A 17,574-nucleotide genomic window follows, 5' to 3' on the forward strand; every position below is an offset into this window, starting at 1 on the left:
AGCGTTGATCAGCCAGCCGGACAAGCGAAAAAAAACGGCAGGTTCATTCCGTTTTCTATTGTTGAAACGCCATCCCTCTGTAGGCGCGGGCTTGCAACTACGCGTCCCGCCGCGATCAGCTTGATACGGTGTGTCAGTTACACCGCAATCGCGGGCAAGCCCGCTCCTACGTGGGTTCTGTGTTGTTTTACGGCGCGAATGGCAGTTCGCGCTTGTGCTGCGTTTTTGCGTAGGTGTCGCGGATGATCTTGAAGGCTTCTTCGCGGACCGTCTCGCCATGCAGGAACGCATCGATCTCGGCATAGGTCACGCCGTGGGACGCCTCATCCGGTTTGCCGGGTACTAGGTCTTCAAGGTCAGCGGTGGGGACTTTTTCCACCAGCGATTGCGGGGCGCCAAAACTGCGGGCAATGGCCCGAACCTGATTTTTCACCAGCCCGCTGAGCGGTGCCAGGTCGCAGGCACCGTCGCCGAACTTGGTGAAAAAACCCATCACGGCTTCCGCCGCATGGTCGGTGCCGATCACCAGCCCCTGGCGCGCGCCGGCGATGGTGTATTGCGCGACCATGCGCATCCGCGCCTTGGTGTTGCCCATCACAAAATCTACCGCGCTGGCGTGTTGGCCTTCGAATGCCTTGATCTGCGCTGCCAGCGCTTGCACGGACGGACCGATATTGACTGTGTGCGACTCGTCCGGCGCAATGAACTCCAGACATGCCTGGGCTTCGTGCTCGTCGAACTGGACCTGGTACGGCAGGCGGACTGCGATGAACCGATAGCTGTCATCCCCGGTGCTTTTACGCAATTGCTCGACGGCGCGTTGCGCGAGCAAACCGGCGGTCAGCGAGTCGACACCGCCACTGATGCCCAGTACCAGGGTCTTGAGCCTGGCGTTCTGCAGGCATTGCTGGATAAAGGCGATCCGTCGGGCGACCTCGGCTTCAAGTGCATTCTGGTTGGCGAAAGGCGGCTGGACCTTGAGCTGTTCAGCGATCTGGAGCTGTACGGCTTGCATGATTCACTCCTTAACAGGTTGTGCAGAAACGGAAGGGTTGGAAACCGGGCTCGCAGGCACTTCGAACACATGCCGCAGGTAGGCGACAAAGTTGGGGTCCTTGCATTGCGTCTTACCGGGTTCGTCGGAAATTTTCGCCACGGCCTGACCCGCGCAAGCCGTCATTTTAAGCACAATGCTCAAGGGCTCTACACCGGGGATGTCGGCGGTGAGATTGGTCCCGATGCCGAAGCTGACGTTGATTCGACCTCGTAGCGTACGGAATATATCCAGCGCCTTGGGCAGGTTCAGGCCGTCGGAGAACACCAGGGTCTTGCTCATCGGGTCGATGCCGAGCTTCTGGTAATGATCAATGCATTTTTCGGCCCACATGATCGGGTCGCCGGAATCATGGCGTAACCCGTCGAACAGTTTGGCGAAGTACAGATCGAAATCGTTGAGGAAGGCGTCGGTGGTGATGCAATCGGTCAAGGCAATACCCAGCAGGCCACGGTATTCACGGACCCAGCAGTCGAGCGCGGCACTTTGACTGTCGATCAGCCTCGGGCCGAGTTGCTGGTGGGCCATGATCCATTCGTGGGCCATGGTGCCGAGCGGTTTGAGGTCCAGCGTGCGGGCCAGTTGCACGTTGCTGGTGCCGACGAACTGGCCGGGGAAGTCGCGCTTGAGCACGCTGACCACTTCCTCTTGCACGCGGTAGGAGAAGCGCCGACGGGTGCCGAAGTCCGCAACTTTCAGTTCTGCCAGCTCATCGGCGGTGGCGTTGGCGTATAGCCAGTCGAATTTGCGATACAGCTGATCACGCGCCTGCACGAGCAATGTGTCGGGGTGGCGATGACGGTTGCGCACTTCGCTGACAATGGCCAGCAGCGGCACTTCGAACATAATCACGTGCAGCCACGGCCCGTGCAGACGAATGCACAGCTCACCGTTCTCGATGCTGGTCTGCACATAGCGCATGTTGAAGCGGAACAAGCCGAGGAAGCGCAGGAAATCGGGCTTCATAAAGCTGATGCGCTCAAGAAAACCCAGTTGAGCGTCGCTCATGGACAGCTCGCAGAGCAGCTCGATCTGATGACGGATCTCGGCCAGATAAGGCCGCAGGTCTTCGCCATTGCGGCAACGAAACTCCCACTCCACGTCGACGTTTGGGTAGTTGTGCAGCACCGCTTGCATCATGGTCAGCTTGTAGAAGTCGGTGTCGAGCAGGTTCTGCACGATGCGATCGGAGAAGGCGCTCTCACTCATGTTGTCAGCTCTCCAGAGCGGCCGATGGGGTTGGGCTCGCAACGCTCAGGCAACGCTGTAAAGGCGCTGCTGACGTCCGTGCGGGCTGCTGGGCCGGCATTGTCGCCCCTAACTTGTCGGGTTATCCAACTGTTCCAGCATCCAGCGCACGAAATCCCGGATTTTAGGCACTTCTGCCGTGTGCTCCGGGTAGGCCAGGTAATAAGCATCACGGCTAGGCAGCGCATGGGGCCAGGGGATGACCAGCTTACCGTCCGCCAGCTCCTCCTCGACCAGAAACCGCGGGAGCAGCGCGACCCCGCACCCGACCTGTGCGGCGCGTATGCACATGTAGAACGTCTCGAAGCGCGGCCCGTGGTAGCTGTGTTCGGTGTGGTAACCCTGGCTGTCGAACCAGTCATGCCAGGCTTGCGGGCGTGAGGCGCTTTGCAGCAGCACCAGATCGCTTAGCTGGGTCGGGTCGGTAAACGGTGTGTCCGGCAGGCTGCCGGGCGCGCAGACCGGAATAAGTTCTTCGCTGAACAGTTTTACCGACTCGGCACCCGGACGGGCGCCTTGGCCGAAATAAAACGCCATGTCACAGCGGCCCTGAATCAGGTCGTCGGGTTCCTGTTCATCCATTAGGTCCAGGTGGATGTGCGGATGGCGCAATCGCCAGCCCTTGAGCCGGGGCACCAGCCAGCGGGCGCCGAAGGTCGATGGCGTGGACACGCGCAGCACTTCGGTTTCGCCACCGTAGGACCGCAGGTAGTGGGTCGACATTTCCACCTGTGTGAGGATTTTGCGCACTTCGCCCAAGTACAGCGCGCCGGCCGGGGTCAGTTGCAGGCGTCGGCGCACGCGGCGAAACAGCAAGTGCTGCACCAGTTCTTCAAGCTGGGCGACTTGTTTGCTGACGGCGCTTTGCGTCAGGTTCAGCTCTTCGGCCGCGCGGGTAAAACTCAAGTGCCGGGTCACTGCCTCAAAGCATTGCAACGCGGTGATTGATGGCAGATAACGTTTGTTGAGCATGCTCAGGCCTTATGTTTTTCGAGGCTGCCACGTGCAGACGGGAGGGGCAGCATGAATAAACGGAATGATATCTCGCCTAATGGTCGTTTGTTCGCACGTCTCAGGCCAGCTATTAGTAGAGCCTGACGCTTCACCTATCTTTCGATTTCCGTTTTTCATGTCCAGAATCAAGGAGACAACATGCTTACCGACTTGCTCAATCGCCTCGGTGTCGATCCCGCCCTGTATCAGAACGGCGATCAGGCCGTGCACACGCCTGTCGATGGCAGCCGTATCGCTTCCGTGCATTGGGAAGGGCGAGCGGAAGTCGAGCAGCACGTCACCCGTGCCGAGCACGCGTTCGAAGCCTGGCGTAAAGTTCCGGCGCCTCGCCGTGGTGAGCTGATTCGTCTGTTCGGTGAGGCCCTGCGCAAGCACAAGGCCGAGTTGGGCCAGTTGGTGTCTTGGGAAGCAGGAAAAATCACTCAGGAAGGTCTGGGTGAAGTGCAGGAAATGATCGACATCTGCGATTTCGCTGTCGGCCTGTCGCGCCAGCTGTACGGTCTGACCATCGCTTCCGAGCGCCCAGGTCACCATATGCGCGAAACCTGGCACCCGCTGGGCGTCGTCGGTGTGATCAGTGCGTTCAACTTCCCGGTCGCGGTCTGGGCCTGGAACACCGCACTGGCGCTGGTCTGCGGCAATGCCGTGATCTGGAAACCGTCGGAAAAAACCCCGCTGACCGCACTGGCCTGCCAGGCGCTGTTCGAAGGCGTGCTCAAACATTTCCCTGATGCGCCTGCTTACTTGAGCCAGGTGGTTATCGGTGGGCGTGAAGCCGGCGAAGCACTGGTCGACGACCCACGCGTGGCGCTGATCAGTGCCACTGGCAGCACGCGCATGGGCCGCGAAGTCGCGCCGAAAATCGCGGCACGCTTTGCCCGCAGCATTCTTGAACTGGGCGGCAACAACGCAATGATCCTCGGCCCAAGCGCCGACCTTGATCTCGCCGTGCGCGCGATTCTGTTCAGCGCAGTCGGTACGGCCGGCCAACGCTGCACCAGTTTGCGTCGCTTGATTGCCCACGAATCGGTCAAGGACGAAATCGTCAGTCGCCTGAAAACCGCCTACGCCAAAGTACGCATCGGTCATCCGCTGGAAGGCAATCTGGTCGGTCCGTTGATCGACAAAAACAGCTACGAAAATATGCAGGACGCCCTTGAACAGGCCCTGAGCGAAGGCGGTCGAGTATTTGGCGGCAAGCGTCAATTGGTCGAGCAGTTCCCCGATGCTTACTACGTGTCCCCGGCCATCGTCGAAATGCCAGAGCAAAGTGATGTGGTTTGTACCGAAACCTTCGCCCCGATTTTGTACGTGGTGGGTTACGACGATTTCGCTGAAGCCGTGCGCCTGAACAACGCCGTGCCGCAAGGCCTGTCGTCGTGCATTTTCACGACGGACGTGCGCGAAGCAGAGCAGTTTATTTCTGCGTTGGGCAGCGACTGCGGGATCGCCAACGTCAACATCGGCCCAAGCGGTGCGGAAATCGGCGGCGCTTTTGGCGGTGAGAAAGAAACCGGTGGCGGTCGTGAGTCGGGCTCGGATTCATGGCGCGGTTACATGCGTCGCCAGACGGCGACCGTGAACTACTCCCTTGAATTGCCGCTGGCGCAGGGCATTACGTTCGACTGACAGTCCCTTGTCGCGGGCAAGCCCGCTCCTACAGGTTCTGCGTTGTCCTTGTAGGAGCGGACTTGCCCGCGATTGACTTGATTTGGGGTTTTTGCGATGGCGCTACGCGAAGAATGTCTGTGGGAAAAGCTGACGCCACAACGGCCTGAGGCCGAGGCGCTCAAGGGCGAATTGACGGTCGATGTGTGCGTGATTGGCGCGGGCATCACCGGGTTGTCGGCAGCGATTCATTTGTTGGAGCAAGGCAAACGGGTCGCCGTGCTTGAGGCCCACCGCACCGGCCATGGGGGCTCTGGGCGCAATGTAGGGCTGGTCAACGCCGGGTTGTGGATACCTCCAGACGAGATTGAAGCCGGCTTCGGAAAGAAAGTCGGCAGTCAGTTGAATCAGATGCTCGGCGCCGCGCCGTCGTTGGTGTTCAGCCTGGTCGACAAATACAACATCGATTGCCAGTTGCGCCGCGAAGGTACACTGCACATGGCGCACAACGCCCGTGGCGAAGCCGATCTGCGCAGTCGCGAGGAACAATGGAAGCGTCGGGGCGCGCCGGTCGAGTTACTCACCGGCAAGGCGTGCCAGGACGCCACCGGCACTCAGAAAATATCCGCAGCCCTGCTGGATCGCCGTGCAGGCACATTCAACCCGATGGCCTTCACCAGCGGGCTCGCAAAAGCCGTGGGCAGCCTCGGCGGTCAACTATTCGATCACTCCCCGGTCACCCGCCTGGAACGTCAGGGCGAGCGTTGGTGCGTCATCACCGAACACGGTGCCGTGCTGGCCGAGAAAGTGGTGATTGCTTCCAATGCGTATACCGAAGGCGAATGGACGGAGCTGCGCCGTAACTTTTTCCCGGGTTATTACTATCAGGTCGCCTCGGCGCCACTGACCGAAGAGGCTGCACAGCGGATTTTGCCGGGTGGGCAGGGTTCCTGGGACACGCGCCAGGTGCTCAGCAGCATTCGTCGCGACGCTGATGGTCGTCTGTTGTTAGGCAGCCTGGGCAACGGTAATCAGAAGCCGGCCTGGTTCCTCAAAGCGTGGGCAGACCGCGTCCAGCAGCATTATTTCCCCTACCTCAAACCGGTGGACTGGGAATTCACCTGGACGGGCTGTATCGCGTTTACCCCTGACCACCTGTTGCGGCTCTTTGAGCCTGCGCCGGGGTTGGTGGCCGTCACCGGTTATAACGGTCGAGGCAACACCACGGGCAGCGTCGTGGGTAAGGCGTTTGCCGATTACCTGTGCCATGGCGATACCAAGGTGTTGCCGATTCCGTTTGCGCCGATGCTGCCGTTGTCGGGTGTGGGGCTGCGCAGCCGCCTTTATGAGGCGGGTTTTTCCCTGTATCACGCGGGCCAGTGCCTGCGAATCGTGATTTGAGGAGAATTTTCTGGCAACGAGCGGCGCTTTTTCGCGCACCAACTAACCTCTAATGGTGCGTCCCGTAGCGGACGCGCACCGCGGATGTGCACTTCGGTTACGCGTACGGTTACAGTCGGGTTGCACGGGGTCGCCTGCATGGGTTGCAAGTTTTAAGGGGGAGGGTTGCTCTTTTATATAAGGAGGGTTGTACCTGTTCCGGTTTAGACGGTTGCACGCCCAATGAAAAAGGGCACAAAACGGTCGAATAACAACAAAACAACGACTTTTTTCAGAATAAAAAACCTATGGCACGCCACTTGCTCTGCGCTTGTAGCTGAATCGAAGCTTCCGCTGAAGTTGCTGTGCTAACTAAAACACCTCAGGAGCACCGTCACATGTCGCAGACGTTTTACAGGAAAGGTTTTCTGGCACTCGCAGTTGCTACTGCATTGGGTGTTTCTTCGTTTGTTCAGGCAGATGTCAAAATTGGCGTAGCAGGTCCGATGACCGGTGCGAACGCGTCCTTCGGTGAGCAATACATGAGAGGCGCCCAGGCTGCAGCGGACGCGATCAATGCCAGCGGTGGTGTAAACGGCGAGAAAATCGTATTGGTCAAGGGCGATGACGCCTGCGAACCGAAACAGGCGGTCGCGGTAGCCAACCGTCTGACCGATCAGGACAAAGTGGTGGGCGTGGTTGGGCACTTCTGCTCATCGTCGACGATTCCTGCTTCAGAAGTGTATGCCGACGCAGGCATCATCGTGATGACCCCGGGTTCCACCAACCCCGTCGTCACCGAGCGCGGCCTGAAAGCCATGTTCCGTATGTGTGGGCGTGATGATCAGCAGGGCATCGTCGCCGGCGATTACATCGTCGATGTGCTCAAAGGCAAACGCGTTGCTGTGATCAACGACAAAGACACTTACGGCAAGGGTCTGGCTGACGCTACGTCGAAGCAGTTGACCGCGCGTGGTGTTAAACCGGTTATTGAAGAAGGTCTTACCCGCGGCGAAAAAGATTTCAGCGCCCTGGTCACCAAGATCCGTTCAGAAAAAGCCGATGTCGTTTACTTCGGTGGCCTGCACCCGGAAGCCGGCCCACTGGTCCGTCAACTGCGTGAACAGGGCCTCAAAGACGTTAAGTTCATGTCCGATGACGGCATCGTGACTGACGAGCTGGTGACCACCGCCGGTGGTGCTCAGTACGTCGACGGCGTGTACATGACCTTCGGTGCCGACCCTCGCATGTTGCCAGACAGCAAGGTTGTGGTTGAGAAGTTCCGCTCCTCCGGTTACGAGCCTGAAGGCTACACCCTGTATGCCTACGCGTCTGTGCAGGCCTTGGCTGCCGCGTTCAATGGTGCCAAGTCCAACAAAGGCGAGGCTGCCGCCGAGTGGCTCAAAGCCAATACGGTGCAAACCGTAATGGGCAAGAAAAACTGGGACGGTAAAGGCGACTTGAAAGTCTCCGATTACGTGGTTTACCAGTGGGATGCACAAGGCAAATACCATCAGCTGGAAAAACAGAAGTGAGATAAACGCATCGCAGAGCCTGCGTCTCCCGACATAAGTCGTCAGAAGCAGGCTCAGCTTTGGTAATGGGTTCTAATTTCTTCTGGAGCCACTTGAACCCGGCCAGATGCGCCTCACAAGGGCTCATCGAAACCGGATTCAACGTGGCCTCTCAAGCGTGTGAGAGTGCATGATGGACGGTATTTTCCTGCAGCAAATTATCAATGGCCTGACCCTCGGGTCGGTCTACGGCCTGATCGCCATCGGCTACACAATGGTCTACGGCATCATCGGCATGATCAACTTCGCCCACGGCGAGGTGTATATGATCTCTGCGTATCTCGCGGCGATCAGCCTGGCTCTGCTGTCCTCCTTCGGTATTCAATCCTTTCCGCTGTTGATCTTCGGGACGTTGCTGTTCACCGTCTTTGTGACCGGTGTGTATGGCTGGGTCATCGAGCGTATCGCTTACAAACCGCTGCGTAACTCCACCCGACTGGCGCCGCTGATCAGTGCCATCGGCGTTTCACTGATCCTGCAGAACTATGCGCAGATCAGCCAGGGTTCACGGCAACAAGGTGTGCCGACGTTGCTGGCCGGGGCGTTGAAACTGGATATCGGGACAGGTTTCGTCCAGATCACCTACACCAAAATCTTCATTCTGGTTGCAGCGTTTGCCGGGATGGCCCTGCTGACCTACATCATCAAGTACACCAAGCTGGGCCGCATGTGTCGCGCGACCCAACAAGACCGCAAAATGGCTTCGATCCTCGGGATCAACACGGATCGGGTCATTTCCTACGTGTTCATCATCGGTGCAGCCATGGCTGCACTGGCCGGTGTCCTGATCACCTTGAACTACGGCACCTTCGACTTCTACGCAGGCTTCGTGATCGGTATCAAAGCGTTCACCGCTGCGGTGTTGGGCGGGATTGGCTCGCTGCCTGGGGCCATGCTCGGCGGGATTATCCTGGGCATCTCCGAGTCGCTGTTTTCCGGACTGATCAACTCTGACTATAAGGACGTCTTCAGCTTCTCGCTGTTGGTACTGATCCTGATTTTCCGTCCTCAAGGCCTGTTGGGTCGCCCACTCGTGGCGAAGGTGTAAGTATGTCTGCAGCCAATAATAAACCTATCGATATCAAGAAAAGCCTGGTTGACGCCATTCTGGCCGGGCTGATCTCCCTGATTGTGTTCGGCCCGGTTGTCGGCGTGGTGCTCGATGGCTATAGCTACAACCTGCAACCCACCCGTGTGGCGTGGATGGTCGGGATTGTCATGGTCGGGCGTTTTTTCTTGAGCCTGTTTCTGCAGACTGCACAGGGCCTGAAAGTACTGCAAGGGTTCGAAGTCACCGGCTCAGGCGTGCATGTGCGGGCACCTGACCACAAGTCAAAGCTGTACTGGGTCATTCCGCTGCTGATCGTGATTGCCATCATCTTCCCGATCTTCGCCAACAAGTACCTGCTGACAGTGGTGATTCTCGGCCTGATCTACGTATTGCTGGGCCTTGGCCTCAATATCGTGGTCGGTCTGGCCGGTCTGCTCGACTTGGGTTATGTGGCGTTCTATGCCATTGGTGCCTATGGCCTGGCGCTGGGTTATCACTACCTTGGGCTGGGGTTCTGGACGGTCCTGCCGCTGGCGGCCATCACGGCTGCGCTGGCCGGATGCATACTTGGCTTCCCGGTATTACGAATGCACGGTGACTATCTCGCCATCGTGACCCTGGGCTTCGGTGAAATCATTCGTCTGGTGCTGACCAACTGGCTGTCTTTTACCGGCGGACCGAACGGCATGCCGGTGCCATCGCCGACCTTTCTCGGCCTGGAGTTCGGGCGGGTGGCCAAGGATGGTGGGATACCTTTCCACCAGTTCTTCGGGACTGAATACAACCCGAACCTGAAATTCCTGTTCATTTACACCGTGCTGTTCCTGGTGGTCCTGCTGGTGCTCTACGTCAAACATCGCCTGACTCGCATGCCGGTCGGTCGTGCGTGGGAAGCGCTGCGTGAAGATGAAATCGCCTGCCGCTCCATGGGCCTGAACCATGTTCTGGTGAAGCTCTCTGCGTTCACTATCGGTGCGTCCACTGCCGGTTTGGCGGGTGTGTTTTTCGCCAGCTATCAGGGGTTCGTCAACCCGACGTCGTTCTCCTTCTTCGAGTCGGCGCTGATCCTCGCCATTGTGGTGCTGGGGGGCATGGGCTCGACCATCGGTGTGGTGATTGCGGCATTCGTTCTGACCGTCGCCCCGGAACTGCTGCGCAGCTTCTCGGAATACCGTGTGTTGTTGTTCGGCATCCTGATGGTGTTGATGATGATCTGGAGACCGCGTGGCTTGATCCGTATCAGCCGGACCGGTATTACCCCGCGTAAAGGAGTGGCGCCATGAGCGATGAAGTCATTCTTTCGGTAGAGAACCTGATGATGCACTTTGGTGGGATCAAGGCGCTCAGCGACGTCAGCCTGAAGGTCAAGCGCAACTCGATCTTCGCCTTGATCGGGCCTAACGGTGCCGGCAAAACCACGGTGTTCAACTGCCTGACCGGTTTCTACAAAGCCTCGGGCGGTCGGATCGAGCTGAATGCCCGCGGCACCCGTACCAATATCATCCAGTTGCTGGGTGAGTCCTTTCGCGCCACTGATTTCGTCGCGCCAAAAGCCTTCGCCAGCCGTCTGTTCTACAAAATGTTCGGCGGCACGCACCTGGTGAATCGTGTCGGTCTGGCACGCACATTCCAGAACATCCGCTTGTTCAAGGAAATGTCGGTACTGGAAAACCTGCTGGTGGCTCAGCACATGTGGGTCAACCGCAGCATGGTGGCCGGGATTCTCAACACCAAGGGTTACCGCAAAGCTGAAAGCGATGCCCTGGACCATGCTTTCTACTGGCTGGAAGTGGTGGACCTGGTGGACTGCGCCAACCGTCTTGCGGGCGAGCTGTCCTACGGCCAGCAACGGCGTCTGGAAATCGCCCGGGCCATGTGCACACGGCCGCAGATCATTTGCCTGGACGAACCGGCTGCGGGCCTCAACCCGCAGGAAACCGAAGCCTTGAGCAAAATGATTCGGTTGCTGCGCGACGAACACGACCTGACAGTGGTGTTGATCGAGCACGACATGGGCATGGTCATGAGTATTTCCGATTACATCGTGGTCCTCGACCATGGCAACGTGATCGCCGAAGGTGGCCCCGATCAGATCCGCCACGACCCGAAAGTGATTGCCGCGTACCTGGGCGCTGATGAAGAGGAGTTGGTATGAGCGAACCGATCCTCGAACTGAAAGAGATCGATGTGTTTTACGGGCCGATCCAGGCCCTGAAAAAAGTGTCATTGCACATCAACGAAGGTGAAACCGTCAGCCTGATCGGCTCCAACGGTGCCGGCAAGTCGACCCTGTTGATGTCGATCTTCGGCCAGCCACGGGCCGCCAGTGGGCAGATCATTTATCGCGGCGTCGACATCACACAGAAGTCTTCGCACTACATCGCCTCCAATGGCATTGCGCAGTCGCCAGAAGGGCGGCGGGTGTTTCCCGACATGTCAGTCGAGGAGAACCTGCTGATGGGCACTATTCCGATTGGCGACAAGTTCGCCACGCAAGACATGCAACACATGTTCGACCTGTTCCCACGGCTCAAGGAGCGCCGTAATCAGCGCGCCATGACCATGTCCGGTGGTGAGCAGCAAATGCTCGCCATCGCTCGCGCATTGATGAGCCGACCCAAACTGCTGCTGCTCGATGAGCCGTCGCTGGGGCTGGCGCCGATCGTGGTCAAGCAGATCTTCCAGACCCTGCGTGAACTGGCCTCCAGCGGAATGACGATCTTCCTGGTGGAACAGAACGCCAACCACGCGCTGAAGCTCTCTGATCGCGCTTACGTGATGGTTAACGGTGAGATCCGCCTGACAGGTACCGGGCAGGAGTTGTTGGTCAACGATGAGGTCAGGAACGCTTATCTCGGCGGTCACTGATCCGCACTCAAACAGGCTGTAAATACCAAGCGCGCCCCGGGTGAATTCACTCGGGGCGCGCTTTTTTCAAATTGTGGAAAACAATTTTCACAAGCTCTGAAAGCGCGGCATAAAGCCGCTGCAAATAGTTGTTTTGTCACGCTTTTGACTTGTCCAAGATTGCTGTGGAGGCGGCTGTGGGTAACATGGGAGTAGCTGGCTGAAGCCCTTGTTGTACGCGGGCTGTAGAAGGTTGGTTGTTTTTTGATCAGTGGTTTTTACGCGAGCTCCAGTGCGTTCTGTCAACGTTTTTATAGCTGGTTATTCATACAGCTAATTTATCGGTGCAACCTGTGGATAAGTCTGTGGGCAAGCACTGGAAAGGTTCGGCTAAGGGCCGTAGTTACTGGCATGGGGCCTTCACCTGCAGTTTTGGCCTGGCCGGCTGATTTTTGCCTGCTACACGCGCGGACCCCAGGGTCAAGTGAAAAACTTCCGATATCCGCACGCCGGCCCTGAATTGGCGGGTTTGAGCGAATGTGCACTTGCCCCCAAAGACTGTGGGTCTGGCTGTGGATAAGGTGGGTAAAACCCAGTGCAGCCCATATGGAACGTGGCTTTGCCTCGATAGAGTGTTTTTTGTACAGTCGCAGCCAGCGCAGAAGGCTGATTTATCCCCAAAGGGTTGCTGGAAACCCGCTTGGGCGGGCATTCTGCTGACCTGTTTCCCTTATCCGTCATCATGGCTGCGCTACGTTCAAGCCAAATCAGGAGAAAGACATGACTTCCACTGTGTTCATTACCGGTGCCACTTCCGGCTTTGGCGAAGCGTGCGCCCGTCGATTTGCCGACGCTGGCTGGTCGCTGGTGCTGACGGGCCGTCGTGAGGAGCGCCTTGACGCGCTGTGCGCCGAGTTGTCCAAGCAGACCAAAGTCCATGGCCTGGTGCTGGACGTACGCGACCGCAAGGCCATGGAGAGCGCTATCGAGGGCCTGCCGGCTGAGTTCGCGACCCTGCGCGCGCTGATCAATAACGCCGGTTTGGCACTGGGTGTGGACCCTGCGCCGAAATGCGATCTGGATGACTGGGACACCATGGTCGACACCAACATCAAGGGCCTGCTGTACAGCACCCGTTTGTTGCTGCCACGGTTGATCGCTCACGGGCGTGGGGCCGGGATCATCAACCTGGGCTCCATCGCGGGCAATTATCCGTACCCGGGCAGTCACGTGTATGGCGCGTCCAAAGCGTTCGTCAAACAGTTTTCGTTGAACCTGCGCTGCGACCTGGTAGGCACTGGCGTGCGTGTGACCAACATCGAGCCGGGCCTGTGCGAAAGCGAGTTCTCGCTGGTGCGTTTCGCCGGTGACAAGGCGCGTTATGACGCCACGTACGCGGGTGCCGAGCCGATTCAGCCACAGGATATCGCCGAGACCATCTTCTGGGTGCTGAACACGCCTGCGCACATCAACATCAACAGCCTTGAGTTGATGCCGGTGAGCCAGACCTGGGCTGGTTTTTCGATTGATCGCAGCCGGGGCTGAGTCAGCGGCTGCACATCGTTTATGGCGTGCTCAACCCAGGCAAACCGGTTGACCCACAATTTGCGCTTGCGCGGTGAGGGTCAAGACGGAATCTACAGATTCTTTGCCCGCGAAGGTGGTGTCAGGGTTGGCCGAAATACTCAGCCAATCCGCTGTAGCAGGTCGCCAGGTGATAGGGCGTGGTCGACGGCATATCGTTGCGGCTGACCTTGCCATCGGCATCCAGGCATTCATGCCAGCCTGCCGGGTGCAGAAAGCGTTGTTGCAGGGCCACCAGTTGGCGCGCCAGTAATGCATCGCTGTCAGGCCGCAAGGTCAATGCCCGCAGGTATTCGGCCTGCGCCCAGATTCGCTGGGTGCCATCGCGCACCGCGCCGTTCACTTCCAGCATTGCCTTGACCGCACCTGTTTGCAGGTCGACGCCATGTTGCTCGGTAAATGCGAACGCTCGGCTCAGCGATGCGTGCAGGGGACTGTTGCGCAGCAGTGGTGAGGACTCCAGCAAGAAAAACCATTCGAACTGATGCCCCGGTTCGAACCAGTTATTCACAGCCTCCGTCGGTTTTTCCAGTATTACGCCGTGCACCGGGTCGATGAATCGCTGCTGCATCGCGGCGACCAACGCGGCCAATGCTGCTTGAGTGGGCAGGTCTTCGCGCACTGACACCGTGGCGAGGAAGGCCTCGGCCAGATGCATCAATGGGTTCTGCAGTGGACCACTGTCGAGGAACGACCAATCCTGACCGAGACAGGCTTCGTATAGCCCGTCGCCATTGGTGAAGCGCTCGGCCACCACGTTCAGGGCAGCATTGAGTACCGATTCGACCAGCGGATCGCGCACTTTGGCCCAGTAATGAGCGCAGGCGAAAATGATGAACGCGTGGGTGTACAGGTCTTTGCACCGATCCAGAGGCCCACCTTGTGGATCGATGCTGTAAAACCAGCCACCGTATTCGGCATCATGGAAATGCTGCTGCAAAGAGCGGAACAGCGCTGCGGCATGGACACGTGCATCCGGCGTCGAGGGTTGATCGATCAGGCTGGAGAACAGATACAACTGCCGTGCACACGCCATGGCGCGATAGCGCTTGGGAGGCAACGGCTGATGATCGGCGTCCACGGCCTCATAGGGCAGCGCCAGCGCCGCATTCCAGCCAGAACCTAGCCAGAGCGGCACGATTACCTGCTGGAAATGTAGCTGCACGGCAGCGAATACAGGGGTCAATTCAGGCTTGGAGGCAGAGCTGGAAACATCGGGCATCGGCTGGCGTCACGGCTAGGGCGTTTGCGCGACATGGTAACGCAACGGTGTATTGGGCACACCGTGTTGACCCATTCGCGAATAAATTCGCCCCCACAAAAAAATAGGCGATCTGTGGGGGGATTCGCGAAAGTGCCAACTCATGCGCGTCAGATCACGCCACCTGAGTCAACAGGCCCTGGCGCTCGATGAAGGCAATGATCTGCTCAAGACCCAAGCCGGTTTTCTGGTTGCTGAAGACGAAGGGTTTATCACCGCGCATCTTTTTCGTGTCGCGGTCCATTATTTCCAGCGATGCGCCTACCAGCGGGGCGAGGTCGACCTTGTTGATCACCAGTAAATCCGACTTGCAGATACCGGGGCCGCCCTTGCGTGGCAGTTTGTCGCCGGCCGAGACGTCGATCACATAGAGGGTCAGGTCCGACAGCTCGGGGCTGAAGGTGGCGGACAGGTTATCGCCACCGGATTCGACGATGATCAGGTCCAGTCCCGGAAAGCGTCGGTTCAACTGATCCACCGCTTCCAGATTGATCGAGGCATCTTCGCGAATGGCTGTGTGTGGGCAGCCGCCTGTTTCGACGCCGATGATCCGCTCGGGCGCGAGGGCTTCATTGCGTACCAGAAAGTCGGCGTCTTCACGGGTGTAGATATCGTTGGTGACCACGGCCAGGTTGTAACGGTCGCGCAGGGCCAGGCACAGGGCCAGAGTCAGGGCAGTCTTGCCGGAACCGACCGGGCCACCGATGCCGACACGCAGGGGTTGGCTGTTCATAATGTTCTCCATTGAGCGCTACAAGGCTCTTCACAAAAAAAGATCAGGACCGAAACAGTCGGCTGTATTGACGTTCATGGGCCATGCTCGCCAGCGAGAGGCCGAAGGCGGCGCTGCCGTAATGTCGGGGCTCGGTTGTGGCGGCCTGTTGTTGGGCCTGTTGCAGCAAGGGCAACAGCTCGCTGGTCAGGCGTTGCGCAGCTTGCTGGCCCATCGGCAGGGTTTTCATCAGCACGGCCAGTTGGTTTTCCAGCCAGCTCCATAACCACGCGGCCAAGGCGTCTTGCGGGCTGATTTGCCAGGCACGGGCAGCCAAGGCCCAGCCTAATGCGAAGTGCACCTCTGGCAGTTGCACAAGGAACGCCCGGGCCGGTTGATCCAGTTCAGGCAGACCGTTGAGCAGCTGTTGCAGGGAATAGCCCATCTGCCGGCTTTCCTGATAGAACTCGCGGGTTTCCCGACTGGCGCGGTGTTCCTGGCTCAGCTGGAATAATTGGCCCCAATCGTCCTGTGCCGCTGCGGTGCAGTGGGCCAGCAATAATGGCGCTTCGAAACGCGCCAGATTGAGCAACAGTTGATCGCCTATCCAGCGTCGAGCGCTGCCGGAGTCGGCGACCAACGCTTGCTCGACCGCCATTTCCAGACCTTGCGAATAGCTGTAACCGCCAATCGGCAGCTGCGGACTGGCCAGACGCAGCAGCGCCCAGGCGTTGTTCACGTACGCACGCCAAATTGGTGCATGCGTGGCGGGTAATTAAACTCTTCTTCGCCCGCTCGCGAATGGTGATGGCCGCCACCATAAGCGCCATGCTCGGGTTGGAACGGGGCCTCAATGGATTCGGTGGTTGCGCCGAGCTGGTCGAGCATGGCCTTGAGTACATAGTCATCAAGCAGGCGCAACCAGCCATCGCCTACTTGCAGGGCGACATGTCGATTACCTAGGTGATACGCGGCGCGGGTCAGCTCATAAGCGTTGGAACAGGTAACGTGCAGCAGTCGTTCAGGCCGGGCGCACACGCGAACGATGCGCCCGTCCTCGGCTTGCAGGCACTCACCGTCGCGCAGGGGCGGCTGACCGCGCTCGAGAAATAGCCCAACGTCTTCACCCTCGGCACTGAAGCAACGCAGGCGGCTTTTACTGCGCGCCTCGAAATTCAAATGCAGCTCGTCAGCCCATGTGGCTTGAGGATCGATTCTTCGATGAATCACCAGCATCAGAGTGCTTCCAGCTAAGTGCGATGCAGTAGGCAGAGCAAGGTGCTTGCCAACAGTGATCGTGTGGGGGTTTGCTGACAGAGAGTGCTGCATCTGCGTGCAGATAGCACGCAGAGGGGCACCCTATTGGTGCGTAGCACTGATTGGGGCGCTATTGCGGGTCACTCGGTACTGCCAAGCCCTTGCCAATGGTTGGCGCCGATAAAGATGAAGCGCAACTGCTGGGTGATTTTAGCTCTAGGCGTCAGGTGTTCGGCAAGGTTCTCGGCGGGTGGGTCGATCAGCTCTGGGAGCATGGCGAAGACGCTTTTCACCACCAGATCGGCCATGACAGACAGGTCATCAGGGTTGAGGTGTCGCAATTTTGGCATCCCCGCCAAGTCAGTGGCGAGGTCAGCGCTGATGCCTTCACGCAGGGCGCCCAGCGCCTGACGCACTTGAAGCGAGCCCCCATATTGTTCGCGGGCCAGAAACAGAAACTGTGAGCGGTTGGCGGCAACCACCTCGAGAAAGATTTTCACCGACGCGTCAATGATCCCGGTCGCCACGAAGGTGTTGTGCCGCACCAGCCGAATGGTTTCGCGAAAGGTTTCGCCCACTTCGCAGACCAAGGTCAGGCCCAGTTGATCCATGTCCTCGAAATGCCGGTAGAATCCGGTCGGCACGATGCCCGCTGCTTTGGCCACTTCACGCAGGCTCAGGCTGCCGAATCCTCGGCCGCTCTCCATCAAGCTGCGAGCGGCGTCGAGCAAGGCGTGACGGGTTTGTTGTTTCTGTTCGGCGCGGAGCAGCATGGGGCAGCAGATATCTGAAAGGAGACTGCTCGGCACTCTATCAAATGAACTTCGCATGCGTCGAATCGACCGCTGCAAAAGTGAATATCAGTCAACAGCAGGAATCCGCTGACAGTGAGCCGGCTAAACGATCAGAACCGCCTTCAGTGCTCGGCTGAGTGAGCAGACTGGCGTTGACGTCATCGAATCGAATTCAGCTTATTTGCCACGT

At 58.5% G+C, this 17,574-nt stretch carries 16 protein-coding genes; 8 read left to right on the plus strand and 8 right to left on the minus strand.

What is annotated here, in order from left to right; translation table 11 throughout:
* Nucleotides 1–187: 187 nt before the first annotated feature.
* The 3 genes from nadE to RHM55_RS17710 form a co-directional block, all read right to left on the minus strand.
* A complete protein-coding gene (gene nadE, locus RHM55_RS17700) occupies nucleotides 188–1,015 on the minus strand; it encodes an ammonia-dependent NAD(+) synthetase (protein ID WP_322177591.1) in 828 nt (275 codons plus the stop codon).
* 3 nt (nucleotides 1,016–1,018) lie between these two features.
* Nucleotides 1,019–2,263, minus strand: coding sequence for a nicotinate phosphoribosyltransferase (gene pncB / locus RHM55_RS17705; protein WP_322177592.1), 1,245 nt, complete (start codon nucleotides 2,261–2,263; stop codon nucleotides 1,019–1,021).
* Between the two features lie 108 nt (nucleotides 2,264–2,371).
* The gene (locus RHM55_RS17710) at nucleotides 2,372–3,274 is read right to left on the minus strand and encodes a LysR family transcriptional regulator (RefSeq protein WP_322177593.1); all 903 of its coding nucleotides are present in this window, start codon (nucleotides 3,272–3,274) and stop codon (nucleotides 2,372–2,374) included.
* Nucleotides 3,275–3,454: 180 nt separating this feature from the next.
* On the opposite strand from RHM55_RS17710, the gene RHM55_RS17715 reads away from it, so the two are divergent.
* From RHM55_RS17715 to RHM55_RS17750, 8 genes are all read left to right on the plus strand, one after another.
* The gene (locus RHM55_RS17715; RefSeq protein ID WP_322177594.1) at nucleotides 3,455–4,945 is read left to right on the plus strand and encodes an aldehyde dehydrogenase family protein; all 1,491 of its coding nucleotides are present in this window, start codon (nucleotides 3,455–3,457) and stop codon (nucleotides 4,943–4,945) included.
* Nucleotides 4,946–5,041: 96 nt separating this feature from the next.
* Entirely contained in the window at nucleotides 5,042–6,325 is a 1,284-nt protein-coding gene (locus tag RHM55_RS17720; RefSeq protein ID WP_322177595.1) for an FAD-binding oxidoreductase, read from the plus strand.
* 377 nt (nucleotides 6,326–6,702) lie between these two features.
* A complete protein-coding gene (locus RHM55_RS17725) occupies nucleotides 6,703–7,839 on the plus strand; it encodes a branched-chain amino acid ABC transporter substrate-binding protein (protein ID WP_322177596.1) in 1,137 nt (378 codons plus the stop codon).
* Nucleotides 7,840–8,011: 172 nt separating this feature from the next.
* Complete coding sequence (locus RHM55_RS17730) at nucleotides 8,012–8,926, plus strand: ABC transporter permease subunit (RefSeq protein WP_219062578.1); 915 nt, start codon at nucleotides 8,012–8,014, stop codon at nucleotides 8,924–8,926.
* Nucleotides 8,927–8,928: 2 nt separating this feature from the next.
* Nucleotides 8,929–10,212 carry a high-affinity branched-chain amino acid ABC transporter permease LivM gene (livM, locus tag RHM55_RS17735; RefSeq protein WP_322177597.1) on the plus strand — a complete coding sequence of 428 codons (1,284 nt, stop codon included), beginning with the start codon at nucleotides 8,929–8,931 and terminating at the stop codon, nucleotides 10,210–10,212.
* Nucleotides 10,209–11,084, plus strand: a complete 876-nt coding sequence (locus RHM55_RS17740) for an ABC transporter ATP-binding protein (protein ID WP_322177598.1) — start codon at nucleotides 10,209–10,211, stop codon at nucleotides 11,082–11,084. Before livM ends, RHM55_RS17740 begins: the two co-directional genes overlap by 4 nt.
* Nucleotides 11,081–11,797: an ABC transporter ATP-binding protein gene (locus RHM55_RS17745; protein WP_322177599.1), complete on the plus strand. Its 717-nt coding sequence runs from the start codon at nucleotides 11,081–11,083 to the stop codon at nucleotides 11,795–11,797. The genes RHM55_RS17740 and RHM55_RS17745 overlap by 4 nt, the downstream gene beginning before the upstream one ends.
* Nucleotides 11,798–12,556: 759 nt before the next feature.
* Nucleotides 12,557–13,321 carry an SDR family oxidoreductase gene (locus RHM55_RS17750; RefSeq protein ID WP_322177600.1) on the plus strand — a complete coding sequence of 255 codons (765 nt, stop codon included), beginning with the start codon at nucleotides 12,557–12,559 and terminating at the stop codon, nucleotides 13,319–13,321.
* A 121-nt stretch (nucleotides 13,322–13,442) separates the two neighbouring features.
* Here the strand turns inward: RHM55_RS17750 and RHM55_RS17755 are convergent, their stop codons facing one another.
* From RHM55_RS17755 to RHM55_RS17775, 5 genes are all read right to left on the minus strand, one after another.
* A complete protein-coding gene (locus RHM55_RS17755) occupies nucleotides 13,443–14,582 on the minus strand; it encodes an AGE family epimerase/isomerase (protein WP_322177601.1) in 1,140 nt (379 codons plus the stop codon).
* Between the two features lie 154 nt (nucleotides 14,583–14,736).
* On the minus strand, nucleotides 14,737–15,354 hold the full coding sequence (gene ureG / locus RHM55_RS17760) for an urease accessory protein UreG (protein ID WP_322177602.1): 618 nt from the start codon (nucleotides 15,352–15,354) through the stop codon (nucleotides 14,737–14,739).
* Nucleotides 15,355–15,397: 43 nt separating this feature from the next.
* Nucleotides 15,398–16,072 (minus strand): urease accessory protein UreF, encoded by a 675-nt coding sequence (locus RHM55_RS17765; RefSeq protein WP_322177603.1) that lies wholly within the window; start codon nucleotides 16,070–16,072, stop codon nucleotides 15,398–15,400.
* Nucleotides 16,069–16,569, minus strand: a complete 501-nt coding sequence (gene ureE / locus RHM55_RS17770) for an urease accessory protein UreE (protein WP_322177604.1) — start codon at nucleotides 16,567–16,569, stop codon at nucleotides 16,069–16,071. The genes RHM55_RS17765 and ureE overlap by 4 nt, the downstream gene beginning before the upstream one ends.
* 161 nt (nucleotides 16,570–16,730) lie before the next feature.
* On the minus strand, nucleotides 16,731–17,363 hold the full coding sequence (locus RHM55_RS17775; protein WP_322177605.1) for a TetR family transcriptional regulator: 633 nt from the start codon (nucleotides 17,361–17,363) through the stop codon (nucleotides 16,731–16,733).
* Between the last annotated feature and the right edge of the window lie 211 nt (nucleotides 17,364–17,574).

The organism is Pseudomonas sp. MH9.2, assembly GCF_034353875.1.
GTDB lineage: Bacteria > Pseudomonadota > Gammaproteobacteria > Pseudomonadales > Pseudomonadaceae > Aquipseudomonas.